The 12,976-nt window shown below is 62.2% G+C and carries 10 protein-coding genes; 6 read left to right on the top strand and 4 right to left on the bottom strand.

What is annotated here, in order from left to right:
- Positions 1 to 9: 9 nt before the first annotated feature.
- The 5 genes from parE (at position 10) to I5S59_RS07760 (ending at position 6,564) form a co-directional block, all read left to right on the top strand.
- On the top strand, positions 10 to 1,914 hold the full coding sequence (gene parE, locus I5S59_RS07780) for a DNA topoisomerase IV subunit B (RefSeq protein WP_197876110.1): 1,905 nt from the start codon (positions 10 to 12) through the stop codon (positions 1,912 to 1,914).
- Positions 1,911 to 2,897, top strand: a complete 987-nt coding sequence (locus tag I5S59_RS07775; protein WP_197876109.1) for an esterase-like activity of phytase family protein — start codon at positions 1,911 to 1,913, stop codon at positions 2,895 to 2,897. The genes parE and I5S59_RS07775 overlap by 4 nt, the downstream gene beginning before the upstream one ends.
- Positions 2,894 to 3,412, top strand: a complete 519-nt coding sequence (locus I5S59_RS07770; RefSeq protein ID WP_197876108.1) for a retropepsin-like aspartic protease family protein — start codon at positions 2,894 to 2,896, stop codon at positions 3,410 to 3,412. Before I5S59_RS07775 ends, I5S59_RS07770 begins: the two co-directional genes overlap by 4 nt.
- 10 nt (positions 3,413 to 3,422) lie before the next feature.
- Positions 3,423 to 5,681 (top strand): DNA topoisomerase IV subunit A, encoded by a 2,259-nt coding sequence (parC, locus tag I5S59_RS07765; protein WP_128321566.1) that lies wholly within the window; start codon positions 3,423 to 3,425, stop codon positions 5,679 to 5,681.
- 175 nt (positions 5,682 to 5,856) lie between these two features.
- Positions 5,857 to 6,564, top strand: coding sequence for a PqiC family protein (locus I5S59_RS07760; protein WP_128321565.1), 708 nt, complete (start codon positions 5,857 to 5,859; stop codon positions 6,562 to 6,564).
- A 204-nt stretch (positions 6,565 to 6,768) separates the two neighbouring features.
- Here the strand turns inward: I5S59_RS07760 and I5S59_RS07755 are convergent, their stop codons facing one another.
- Complete coding sequence (locus I5S59_RS07755) at positions 6,769 to 8,265, bottom strand: histidine kinase (RefSeq protein WP_197876107.1); 1,497 nt, start codon at positions 8,263 to 8,265, stop codon at positions 6,769 to 6,771.
- Between the two features lie 135 nt (positions 8,266 to 8,400).
- On the opposite strand from I5S59_RS07755, the gene serB reads away from it, so the two are divergent.
- Positions 8,401 to 9,615 carry a phosphoserine phosphatase SerB gene (serB, locus tag I5S59_RS07750; RefSeq protein WP_128321563.1) on the top strand — a complete coding sequence of 405 codons (1,215 nt, stop codon included), beginning with the start codon at positions 8,401 to 8,403 and terminating at the stop codon, positions 9,613 to 9,615.
- Between the two features lie 60 nt (positions 9,616 to 9,675).
- Here serB and asd read toward each other — a convergent pair whose 3' ends face one another.
- The 3 genes from asd to I5S59_RS07735 are packed head-to-tail and all read right to left on the bottom strand — an operon-like array spanning position 9,676 to position 12,948.
- Positions 9,676 to 10,539 carry an archaetidylserine decarboxylase gene (asd, locus tag I5S59_RS07745; protein ID WP_197876106.1) on the bottom strand — a complete coding sequence of 288 codons (864 nt, stop codon included), beginning with the start codon at positions 10,537 to 10,539 and terminating at the stop codon, positions 9,676 to 9,678.
- Between the two features lie 17 nt (positions 10,540 to 10,556).
- Complete coding sequence (locus I5S59_RS07740; protein WP_197876105.1) at positions 10,557 to 11,366, bottom strand: rhodanese-like domain-containing protein; 810 nt, start codon at positions 11,364 to 11,366, stop codon at positions 10,557 to 10,559.
- 46 nt (positions 11,367 to 11,412) lie between these two features.
- Entirely contained in the window at positions 11,413 to 12,948 is a 1,536-nt protein-coding gene (locus I5S59_RS07735; protein WP_197876104.1) for an HDOD domain-containing protein, read from the bottom strand.
- Positions 12,949 to 12,976: the final 28 nt, after the last annotated feature.

Raw genomic sequence — 12,976 nt, 5'->3', positions numbered from 1 at the left:
CGAGAACCCATGGCCATTCCCAGCGCTAGTGCCTATAACGCAGACGCCATCGAAGTCCTCTCGGGCCTTGACCCGGTGCGCAAGCGCCCGGGCATGTACACCGACACCAGCCGGCCGAACCACCTCGCCCAGGAAGTCATCGACAACAGTGTCGACGAAGCCTTGGCCGGGCATGCCAAGTCGGTCCAGGTAATCCTGCATGCCGACCACTCGCTGGAGGTTTCCGATGACGGACGCGGCATGCCGGTGGATATCCACCCCGAAGAGGGCGTATCCGGGGTCGAACTGATTCTGACCAAGCTGCACGCCGGCGGTAAGTTCTCCAACAAGAACTACCAGTTCTCCGGTGGTCTGCACGGGGTTGGCATTTCCGTGGTAAACGCCTTGTCCAGCCAGGTGCGGGTCAAGGTCAAGCGCGACGGCAACGAGTACCAGATGACCTTCGCCGACGGCTACAAGGCCAGTGAGCTGGAAGTGGTCGGTACGGTCGGCAAGCGCAACACCGGCACCAGCGTGTATTTCGCGCCGGATCCGAAGTATTTTGATTCGCCGAAATTCTCCATCAGCCGCCTCAAGCACGTGCTCAAGGCCAAGGCCGTACTGTGCCCAGGGCTGCTGGTCAGCTTCGAAGACAAGGCCAGCGGTGAGAAGGTCGAATGGCATTACGAAGACGGCCTGCGCTCTTACCTGGTCGATTCGGTCAGTGATTACCTGCGCCTGCCCGACGAGCCGTTCTGCGGCAGCCTGGCCGGTAACAAGGAGGCCGTCGACTGGGCTTTGCTGTGGTTGCCTGAAGGCGGCGACAGTGTTCAGGAAAGCTACGTCAACCTGATCCCTACGGCCCAGGGCGGCACGCACGTCAACGGTCTGCGTCAGGGCCTGCTCGACGCCATGCGTGAGTTCTGCGAGTTCCGCAACCTGCTGCCGCGTGGTGTCAAGCTGGCGCCAGAGGACGTCTGGGAGCGCATTACCTTTGTGCTCTCGATGAAAATGCAGGAGCCACAGTTCTCCGGGCAGACCAAAGAGCGCCTGTCGTCGCGTGAGGCGGCGGCCTTTGTCTCCGGGGTGGTCAAGGACGCCTTCAGCCTGTGGCTGAACGCCCATCCGGAACTGGGCATGCAGCTTGCGGAACTGGCCATCAGCAACGCCGGGCGTCGCCTCAAGGCCAGCAAGAAGGTCGAGCGCAAGCGCGTCACCCAGGGCCCGGCACTGCCGGGCAAACTGGCCGACTGTGCCGGCCAGGACCCGATGCGTGCCGAACTGTTTCTGGTCGAGGGTGACTCCGCCGGTGGTTCCGCCAAGCAAGCGCGTGACAAGGAATTCCAGGCGATCCTGCCGTTGCGCGGCAAGATCCTAAATACCTGGGAAGTGGATGGCGGTGAAGTCCTGGCCAGCCAGGAAGTGCACAACATTGCCGTGGCGATCGGCGTCGATCCGGGCGCGGCCGACATGAGCCAGTTGCGGTACGGCAAGATCTGCATCCTTGCCGACGCCGACTCCGACGGCCTGCACATCGCGACCTTGCTGTGTGCCCTGTTCGTCCAGCACTTCAGGCCGCTGGTCGAGGCCGGCCATGTGTATGTGGCCATGCCGCCGCTTTACCGTATCGACCTGGGCAAAGAGATCTACTACGCCCTGGACGAGGCCGAGCGTGATGGCATTCTTGATCGGCTGGTTGCCGAGAAAAAGCGTGGCAAGCCTCAGGTCACGCGATTCAAGGGGCTGGGTGAAATGAACCCGCCACAGCTGCGCGAAACCACCATGGACCCGAACACCCGTCGCCTGGTGCAACTGACCCTGGACGACCTGGAGGGTACCCGCGAAATCATGGACATGCTGCTGGCCAAGAAGCGTGCCCCGGACCGCAAGAACTGGCTGGAGTCCAAAGGTAACCTGGCTGAGGTACTGGTTTGATTCGTTCGCTGTTGGCCACACTGCTGAGTGTGCTTGCCCTGACAGCGCAAGCAGCGCCGTGGCCAGAGCTGAAGCTGGTCGCCGAGCACCCGGTCGAAGGCATGCGCGGTGGCAATCTGTCTGGCCTGGCGCTGTGCAAGGGCGAGCTGTGGACGGTGTCTGACCGCGATGACGATCAGCTCTACCGGCTCGATACCCGGGCGCTGGTTTGGCAAGCCGAAGCGGTGCCGATGGTACTGCCGCCGGTGCCGGAAAGCGGTTTGCCCTGGGGCATACGTTCGCGTACCTGGGCTGCAGGCAAGGTGCGCGGCGGCGACCTCGACTTCGAAGGCATCAGTTGCGATGCCGCCGGCAACCGCTACGTCGTCAGCGAAGCGCATGCCGCCGTCCTGCAGGTGCCGGTCGAAGGTGAGCCGAACTGGCTGAAAATCGACCCGAGCATGGTTCGTCAGGCACGCGCCAGCGGCATGCTGCTGCACTTCAATGCCTTGTTTGAAGGCCTGGCGGTGAGTCCGGCGGGTGATCGCCTCTGGCTGGCGGCCGAGCGTGAGCGCCGCGGCCTGTTGTTGATCAACCGTCAGCAAACAGTATGGAACTGCGGTAACGGCTGCGTGCTGCTCAGCGAAGCCGGGGTCGAAATGCAGCCCGCGCAGATGCTTGAGCCGCAAGCATTGCCAAGGGATTTTGCCGACCTTGCACTGTTTAACGACAAACTGTTTACCCTCGAGCGCAACGCCCACCGGATTTGTCGCCGCGATGCGGCGAACGCCGAGATCGAGCGCTGCTGGTCGTTTGCAGCGGATGCCCTGACGGAGCCGCGCCGCTATGCCCAACCCTTTGGCCTGGCCGAAGCATTGGTGATCGATGCCAAGGGGGCCTGGATTGGTGTGGACAACAATGGCGCGACCCGCCAGGACGGCGAGTCGCGGCCGATTGTCTGGCGCTTTGCCGCGCCTGAAGGTGGCTGGAGTGCCAAATCTTGAGTCAGCCACCAGGCAAGCGTGCTGGCAGAGTGCTACTGGTCCTGGCCTGGGCGGCCGGGTTGTTCCTGGCCACACGCTTTTTTGGTGATTGGGAGCAGCGCCAGGCCAACCCCAACGCGCAGGTCAGTTCGCAACATGGCGACGGCTTTATTGAGGTGCAGCTGGTCAGTAACGGTCAGGGGCATTTCGTCGCCGACGGCCAGATGAACGGCCGCCCCGTGCATTTTTTGCTGGATACCGGCGCCACCGATGTAGCGATTCCCGTCGATCTCGCCGAAAAGCTACGCCTTGAACGTGGCGCGCCGGTGATGTTGAGTACCGCCAACGGCCGGACCCAAGGCTACCGCACGCAGCTGGAAACCCTGCAGCTGGGCGATATCCTGCTGCGTAATGTGCGTGCCCTGGTGGTGCCAGGCCTGGACGGCGAGCAGGTATTACTGGGCATGAGTGCCCTGAAACAACTCGAATTTACCCAGCGTGGTGGCACCTTGCTGCTGCGCCAGAACCTGAAATGATGAGGCCCGCATGAGCGACTCCCTTGATCTCAGCCTTGATGGCGTAGAGCGCCGGTCACTGGCTGACTTCACCGAACAGGCCTACCTCAACTACTCCATGTACGTGATCATGGACCGTGCCTTGCCGCACATCGGTGACGGCCTGAAGCCCGTGCAGCGGCGCATTGTCTATGCCATGAGCGAGCTGGGCCTGGACGCTGACTCCAAGCACAAGAAATCGGCGCGTACTGTGGGTGACGTACTCGGCAAGTTCCACCCTCACGGTGACTCGGCCTGCTATGAAGCCATGGTGCTCATGGCGCAGCCGTTCAGCTACCGCTACACCCTGGTCGATGGTCAGGGTAACTGGGGTGCGCCGGACGATCCGAAGTCGTTCGCGGCCATGCGTTATACCGAAGCCCGCCTGTCGCGTTATTCCGAAGTTCTGCTCAGCGAGCTGGGGCAGGGGACAGCCGACTGGGTGCCGAACTTCGACGGCACCCTGGACGAACCTGCGGTGCTGCCGGCGCGTCTGCCAAACATCCTGCTCAATGGCACCACCGGCATCGCCGTGGGCATGGCCACCGACGTACCCCCGCACAACCTGCGCGAAGTTGCCAGCGCCTGCGTACGTCTGCTGGATGAACCCAAGGCCACAGTGGAACAGCTGTGTGAGCATATCCAGGGCCCGGACTACCCGACGGAAGCCGAGATCATCACGCCGCGCTCGGAGCTGCTGAAGATCTACGAAAGCGGCCGTGGTTCGGTGCGCATGCGTGCGGTCTACCGTATTGAAGATGGCGACATCGTGGTAACCGCGCTGCCGCATCAGGTCTCCGGGGCCAAGGTGCTGGAGCAGATCGCCGCACAGATGCAGGCTAAGAAGCTGCCGATGGTGGCTGATTTGCGCGACGAATCGGACCACGAGAACCCGTGCCGTATCGTGATTATTGCGCGCTCCAACCGGGTCGACCTCGACGAGCTGATGCAGCATCTGTTTGCCACCACCGATCTGGAGTCCAGCTACCGGGTCAACGTCAACATCATCGGCCTGGATGGCCGTCCACAGTTGAAAAACCTGCGGGCGCTGTTGCTGGAATGGCTGGAGTTTCGCGTGCAGACCGTGCGCCGACGCCTTCAGCATCGCCTGGACAAGGTCGAGCGCCGCCTGCACTTGCTCGAAGGCTTGCTGGTTGCCTTCCTCAATCTGGATGAAGTGATCCACATCATCCGCACCGAGGACCAACCCAAGGCGGCGCTGATTGCCCGTTTTGACCTGACCGAGACCCAGGCCGAGTACATCCTTGAAACCCGTCTGCGCCAGTTGGCGCGACTGGAAGAGATGAAAATCCGCAACGAACAGGATGAACTGGCCAAGGAACAAGCCAAGCTGGTCGCCCTGCTGGGCAGCGAAAGCAAACTGCGCAAGCTGGTGCGTGCCGAGCTGATCAAAGATGCCGAAACCTACGGCGACGACCGTCGTTCGCCGATCATCGAGCGTGCCGAGGCCAAAGCGCTGTCGGAAAATGAGCTGATGCCGACCGAGCCGGTCACCGTCGTGCTCTCGGAAAAAGGCTGGGTGCGCTGCGCCAAGGGGCATGACATTGACGCTACCGGCCTTTCCTATAAAGCCGGTGATGGGTTCAAGACCGCCGCGGCAGGGCGCTCCAACCAGTTTGCCGTGTTCATTGACTCTACCGGTCGTAGCTATTCGGTTGCAGCGCATACCCTGCCTTCAGCCCGAGGGCAGGGCGAACCGTTGACCGGGCGTCTGACACCGCCACCGGGCGCCGGCTTCGAATGCGTGCTGCTGCCTGAAGACGATGCGCTGTATGTGATTGCCTCGGATGCCGGCTATGGCTTTGTGGTCAAGGGCGAAGACCTGCAGGCCAAGAACAAGGCCGGCAAGGCTTTGCTCAGCCTGCCCAACGGCGCCAAGGTCATTGCCCCGCGCGCCGTGGCCGACCGCGAGCAGAACTGGCTGGCTGCCGTCACCACCGAAGGGCGGCTGTTGATCTTCAAGGTCAGCGACCTGCCGCAGCTGGGTAAAGGCAAGGGCAACAAGATCATCGGCATCCCGGGCGACCGGGTGGCCAGTCGTGAAGAATTTGTCACCGATCTAGCCGTCATTCCTGATGGTGCGACGCTTGTGCTGCAAGCTGGTAAGCGTACCCTATCGTTGAAGGCGGATGATCTGGAGCATTACAAAGGCGAGCGTGGTCGGCGCGGTAACAAACTGCCGCGTGGCTTCCAGCGCGTCGATGCGTTGCTGGTGGAAATTCCCGGTTAACCGCAGTGATGGCCTCGAATGGTTAATAAAGCTGCCGTTCGAGGCTGAAACACTGGAGTCGTGCCGCTATTTCGCGGATGATAGGGCCCTTGCGGTGCCAGCGTAGCTGCGTGCCCGAATGAATCTATATACGTATCATTGCGGTTTGCCTTGTGGCGACCGCCTGGATGGGATGATGAAATTTCTGCGCCTTCCGTTTGTGTTGCTGATGAGTGGCATACTCGGGCTGGCCGGTTGCAGCATGCACCAGCCGGTTTCCCTGTACCAGCTCGACAGCGGTGAGCCTGGCCAACCCAAGCAAAGCTCGGGAATGGCCGTTGTACTCGGCCCGGTATCGGTTGCCGACTACTTGCAGCGCGAGACCCTGCTTCAGCGCCAGTCCGACGGCAGCCTGACGGCGGCGACCGATGGGCGCTGGGCGGGCAGTCTGTCAGCCGATATCGATCAACTGCTGGTGCGTCAGCTGGCGTGGCGCCTGGACAGCCAGCGCGTCGTCCTGGCACCGGCCACTACCGGTTTCACGCCGGATGTACAGGTATTGCTGTCCATCACCCGGCTTGACTCCGGAACTAACCAGCCGGCCATTCTGGACGCCCAGTGGCGCCTGCTGGACCGCCGTGGCCAGGTTCGTGACAACCGTATCGTGCACCTGGAACAACAGCACCAGGGCAGCGAAGCGGCCCAGGTTCAGGCCCAGGGCCAGTTGTTGCAGAAGCTCGCCGAGCAGTTGAGCATCGCCCTCAAGCCCTTGGCCAACCAGCCGCCTATTGCTGAGGAAGCGCCGAAGAAGGCTGCGCCGGTACAGGTTCGCAAAGAGCCGGAGAAGCCAAAGATTCCATTGGCGACGCCAATTCGTACTGATCTGGAAGTGTTCCGCTTCTAATGTAAGTACCCACAAAAAAGCCCGCAGCGATGCGGGCTTTTTTGTGGGCTGCGTACACCTACATCAGGGTCAGACACTGTAAACCTGTAGGCCATCGACGTAGGAGCCAGGCTTGCCGGCGAATCAGGCGCCGCGGTGCCCCTGATGCACCGCGTCATCGCTTTTCGCGGGCAAGCCACGCTCCTGCAGGTTAATCGTAAGAGCTCAACCCTTGACCCGACGCTCGTGCATGCGTGCCAGCTGGCGCTCCAGCATCGACGGGTAGGGTTCCATCAGGCGTTCTACGCAGCACGCACCCTCGGGGCTGGCAATCGGGCGAATGCGAGCCCGCTGACGAATCAGGGCATCGTCGCTGATCTTGCGCTCCACCAGCAGCAGATTGCGGCTGTGTTGCGACAGCGCCAGGGCGTCCTGGGCTTTCTCGGTCAGCAGCAGGTCGATCTGGCTCATGCCGTCCAGGCCCTCGCCCAGCACCAGGCCCAGTTGCAGCTGCAAGGTAATGCCGCTGTCTGCCACTTCAATCTGCAGGGCATGACCCAGCGCGCGCAGCAGCTCACCACAGCAAATGGCGTTGGTGAGGTAGTCTTCGCCGCTGTCCTGGCTATGGAACAGCATCAGCGTACTGCCGTCGTTAAGCGTATGCACTTCACTTTCATACAACGAAGCGGCTTGATCGAGACAGTCGCGATAGCGTTCCAGCAGTTCCGTCAGACGGGTGCGGGGCAGGCGCCGCAGTTGTTCCTGGGAGCCCAGTTGCACGGCCAGTACCGCACTGGCTTGCGGTTCGCGATTGACCGGCGCTGGTGCAGGGCGCGGGGCGCTGTCGGCTTCGTCGTCCATCAGGTCGGCAAAGGCGTCATCGTGCTCGTCATCTGCAGTAACCGGTTTGCTGACCTTGGGTACGGCGGGGGCTTCGTCAAAACTCGGGTCGCGCAGATTGCGCACTTCGAATTCAGGCTCGTCTTCGTCGTCTTCGTCTTCCAGCGCTTCGGGCTCCGGCTCCCGCGGTGGCGGGGCGAAACGTGTGTGCAGCTGACGCGCCAGGTCACCGATCTCATCCTGGCGCTCGGTGGCCGGGGTGAACTCGTTGATGTCGCGCAGCCACACCCGCAGTTGCAGCAGCGGGGTGGAGATGAAGCGCCCCAGGCGCAGGCTCATGGCCAAGGCCAGTGCCAGCAGGATGCCGGCGAGGATGCCCATGCTCTGCAGGCTGATGGTCAGCGGCTGCTGGAACTGGCTCATGTCGAGGCTGATGCGCAGCTGCCCGGCGGTCACGTCCTGAAAGGTGATTTTGGTCTGATACAGGCCTTCGGCCTCACCCAGCAGGCCGTTTTTCGGACGCTGGCCTGCTTCGGCGAGAATCCGGTTATCGACGCTGTAGATGGCCGCATGGGCAACCAGCGGGTTCTTCACCAGGTTGCCCAGCAGTACGTTGAGGCTGAGGATGTCGTTGGACACCAGCAGCTCGGTGGCTGAGGTCGCCGTCTGCGTGGTCAGGCTCTGGCCCAGGGCATCGGCCTGTTCATGCATGGCCTGCTTGAACTGCAAGCCCATCACGCAGGCGTAGATCACCAGTGCCAGTGCAACCAGCAGCACGTTGTGGCAGGCGATCCGCAGCGCAAGCGGCACACGACGATGGCGCAGAGCACGAAAAATCAGCAGGAAGAAGTTATCGGTTTTAACGGGCGTGGGCCGGTTCACAGAGCGCGGCTCTTTATGTCGGAGAAGTTGCTGCGCAGTATAGCGAGCGCTCAAGGACCGGCAAAGTATCGGCTGCGCCCGATGGTCAGCGAAAATCGGTAGAATGGGCTTTTTTTCTACGAGTCGGAGCCCGTCTTGCGCGAAATCGTTCTGATTAACATCACTGGTGAAGACCGTCCGGGTCTTACTGCGGCCATCACCGGCGTTCTGGCCCAGGGTGGTGTGAACATCCTCGACATCGGTCAGGCCGTGATTCACGACACCCTGTCCTTTGGCATCCTGGTGGAAATCCCGGATACCGAGAAAGCTTCATCGGTGCTCAAGAATATTCTGTTTGCGGGCTATGAACTCGATCAGCAGGTGCGATTCACCCCGGTTTCCGAAGCCGACTACCAGAACTGGGTCGAAGGTCAGGGCAAGGCCCGCCACATCGTCACCCTGCTGACGCGCAAGGTCACTGCCGAGCAACTGCAGCGGGTCAGCTCGATCACCGCGCAGTATGGCCTGAACATCGACCATATCGATCGCCTGTCCGGGCGTGTGGCGCTGGATACACCGGCCGAGCAGGGCAAAGGCTGCATCGAATTCTCCGTGCGTGGTGAGCCTGCCGATCCCCAGGCCTTGCGTGCCGAGTTCCTCAGTGTGGCGCAGGAACTGAACGTCGATATCGCCTTCCAGCAGGATTCGCTGTTCCGCCGCAATCGTCGCCTGGCGGTCTTCGATATGGACTCGACCCTCATCGAGGCCGAGGTGATCGACGAACTGGCCAAGGCTGCCGGCGTCGGTGAGCAGGTTTCGGAAATTACCGAGCGGGCCATGCGTGGCGAACTGGATTTTCGCGCCAGCTTCAAGGAGCGCCTGGCCTTGCTCAAGGGCCTGGACGTCAATGTGCTGGATGAAATCGGTGCCTCGCTGCGCCTGACCGAAGGTGCCGAGACCCTGTTCGCCGAGCTCAAGCGCCTTGGCTACAAGACCGCAATCTTGTCTGGCGGCTTCACCTACTTCGCCAAGCAACTGCAAGCCAAGCTGGGCATCGACTATGTCTTTGCCAACGAGCTGGAAGTGGTCGACGGCAAAGTCACCGGTGTTGCCGTCGAGCCGATCGTCGATGCCCAGCGCAAGGCCGACCTGCTCGGTGAGCTGGCGCGCAAGGAAGGTTTGCAGATGGAGCAGACCATTGCCGTGGGCGATGGTGCCAATGACCTGCCGATGCTGGCCATCGCCGGCCTGGGTGTCGCCTTCCGTGCCAAGCCGCTGGTCAAGCAGTCGGCCAAACAGGCCATTTCGACCCTGGGTCTGGATGGTGTGCTGTACTTGCTGGGCTTCCGTGATCGCGACGGCCGTAGCTGATTGGCACCCAAACAAAAACGCCGCCCTGACAGGCGGCGTTTTTGTTTATGGCGTTGCAATTCAGGCGTTGGCAGGCTGCGCCAGGCGTTGACCCATGCTGACGCTCGAGCCGGCGCCGAGTTCTTCGGCCCATTTGACCTGGTCGGGCCCGAACAGCACGACGGCGGTCGAACCCAGCTTGAAGCGGCCCAGTTCTGCACCTTTTTCCAGGTGGATAGGCGCGCGGCTGGCTTCATCGTAACGGAAAGTCTTGAGTTCACGTTTGGGTGGCGTTACCAGCCCGGCCCAGACCGTTTCGATCGAGGCGACGATCATCGCGCCGACCAGCACAACGGCCATTGGCCCGCGTTCGGTGTCGAAAATGCACACGACGCGTTCGTTACGGGCAAAAAGCTCCGGTACGTTTTCGGCGGTGGTCTGGTTGACCGAGAACAGGCGACCCGGCACGTAGATCATCTCGCGCAGCGTACCTGCCAGGGGCATGTGCACGCGGTGGTAGTCCTTGGGCGACAGGTAGATAGTGGCAAACTCACCACCCATGAACGGCGCCGCGTTGGCCGGATCACCTCCCAGCAGTTCCAGGGCGCTGAAGCTGTGGCCCTTGGCCTGGAAGATACGCCCGTGTTCAATCGGGCCCAGCTGGCTGACCGCACCATCGGCCGGGCAGAGGATCGCCCCCGGGGTTTCGTCGAGCGGGCGGGCGCCGGGCTTCAAGGCACGGGTGAAGAAAGCGTTGAAGTGCTCGTAAGCGCTGAGGTCTTCGACCAGGGCCTGGGACATATCGACCTGGTAGCGCTTGGCGAACCAGCTGGTGAAGGCATTCTTGAACCAGCGTACGCGGCATTCGGCGACACAGCCGGCCAGGCGCGACAGCAGGTGGTGAGGCAGCAGGTACTGACTGATGATGAACAAGCGGGATTTCATTGAGTTTCCTTGATTCTTCAAATTTCTACAGGCGTGTCCGGGTGGTTGCCCCATTCGCCCCAGGAGCCGGCGTAGGCCTTCACCCGCGGGTAACCCAGGGCCTTGGCTACCAGGTAGGTAAAGCCTGAACGGTGGTGGGTCTGGCAGTGAGTGACCACTTCCTTGTCTTTGCTGATGCCCAGTTGTTCGAGGATCTCGGGCATGTCTTTGCGGATGCGCTGCTGATTGTTCAGGTCCATGCCGGCGGTCCATTCGAAGTTGACCGCACCAGGAATGTGCCCGCCCTTGGCGGCCAGCACTTTTTCGCCACGGTACTCGGCCGGGCTGCGGGCGTCCCAGATAGCCAGGTCGTCGGCGCCGAGGCGGCTTTGCAGGTATTCGCGCGTGGCCGTTGGCCCTTCGTGCAGGACCAGATTGACCGTACCGGTAGCCGCGGGCGGGACGTCGGTGCTGAGGTTGCTCGCCGGCCAGGCATGGGCGCCGCCGTTGAGGTAGTGATAACGGCTGTGGCCGATCACATCCAGCAGCCAGATGAAGCGGCCAGCCCAGCCGCCGCCTTCGTCGTCATAGACCACGTAGACCGCATCGGGATTGTGCCCGAGCTCGGCAAACAGTTTTTCCAGTTCGGCTTTGGCCGGCAGCAGCCCGGGGGCCGGTGGCTGGCCCAATTGGGTGCGCTTCGGATCGACAAAGCGTGCACCTGGCACATGCCCGCTGGCATAGCGGTTGGCGCTGGTCAGGTCTACCAGGATCAACTCTGGCACATCCAGCCGTGCTTGCAGGTCAGCCGGCTCGATTACCAGGGGCAAGCCAGAAAAGTCAGTCATCCAGAGTCTCCAGATCGGGGCAGAGGCGGCGATTGTAGCGCAAGGTTCAGGCGCTGCGGTTGCTGAAGGCGGTCAGTGCGCGTTCGATGCATTGCGCGGTTTTGCCAAAGGCCTGCACGCTGACGTCGGCCAGTGGTTTACCGCCCTGGTCAGCAATCAACAGCATGACCACGCGACCATTGCTCGAGAGCGAGCGTAACAACACATGTTCACTGCGAAACAGCGTGCGTAAGCCGGCAGGCAACAGCGCGGAGAACTGTGCATGGTTTTCCGGGGTCAGTCGCAGTTGTGCAGACTTGCTCAACAAGCGCTGAAGCAGGCTGTTTTGCTCAATAGGCAGCACAAGCCCGGCGGCCTCTGCCGGCACCCCGGCCAGCTGATGCACCCGCAGCTGGCTTTGAGTCTTGTCGGTCATCAACAGCATCACCCGCTGCATCCCGCAGGCAACCAGTGCGTCTTTGGCCTGACTGGTCAGGTGAATAGCATTACTGAACGGGCTGGGCTCGACCAACAGCTCGGCGCAGCGCGCACGCCAGGTATTCAAGGCCTGGGCCGAGGGCGGCGGCGGGGGGAGCAGCCCGGGGTGCAAGCGCTGCTGATGCCAGGGCCAGAGCAGAGCCTGGGCCGGGTGGAACAGGTCGCGCGCTGCATGGTGTCGGGCGCTGGTGGCCGCTTGTTGGTGCACCAACTGCTGCACATCGTCCAGGGGGGCTTGCAGGTACAGGCTGGTGAGCAACTGCCAGCGTCGCACATGCGCGGTGGTCCAGCCGACCTGCGCTGCCAGTGCCAGGCCGTTGGCCAGTAATACGGTATTGGCCGGCTGGTTGAACCAGCGGCGCAACTCCGGGCGTTCATCCAGGCGCTGTTGCTGGCGCAGGCTGTTTTGCTCGCGGGCAATGTGCAGTGCCTGAGCGAGCAGGCGGCGCTCGTCCTGCAGCAGGTGATAACCGCGGGTGACCCACTCCGGCAGGCGCCAGTGCTCGGCCATGGCCTTGCACAGACTCAGCACGCGCACACCGAACAGTTCGCGTTCGACCTGCTGTGCCGACTCACCCTTGTGCACGACCCGCAGCTCCCAGTCTTCGAGCAGTTTGGGGTGTGTCAGGGCCAGGGGCCACAGCGGTGACAGAAACAGCAGGCTACCCCAGTGAATCTCCTGCCAGAGCCGCGCCAGCCGGCTGGCGAACAGCCCGTTGGCTTGCTGGCTGGCATGCTGGCTGACCAGTTGCAACTGGCGCAGGGTGGCCGGAATCTCGGCCTCAGGCAGTGTCGGCAGACGTTCAAGCAATTCTGCCGTTCGTGCCAATCCCAGACGGTTCAGGGCAATTTCCAGGCTTTCGGCAGGCTCGCTGAGGGTGGTGTTGGTGTGATGGTTGGCCTCGCGGATCACGCTGAGCACCAGTGCCGGGCTGCCTTGCATCAGTTCGGCAATGTCGCGCAACGAACGGCGGCTATCACCAATGGCGGCCTTCACGCGTTCGTAACTGGCCAGCGGAACGGGCAGGCGAGCGCTATCGAGCAGCTTGACCCAGGCATCGAGTGTTTTCGGAGTTTTGTCTGGCACGATGGTTTCAATAGGCATGCTGGAGGGGCCGAACTGGCTTTTCGCC

The sequence above is a fragment of the Pseudomonas alkylphenolica genome (assembly GCF_016009175.1).
Classification (GTDB): domain Bacteria; phylum Pseudomonadota; class Gammaproteobacteria; order Pseudomonadales; family Pseudomonadaceae; genus Aquipseudomonas; species Aquipseudomonas alkylphenolica_B.
This window is presented reverse-complemented; position numbering and strand designations above follow the sequence as displayed.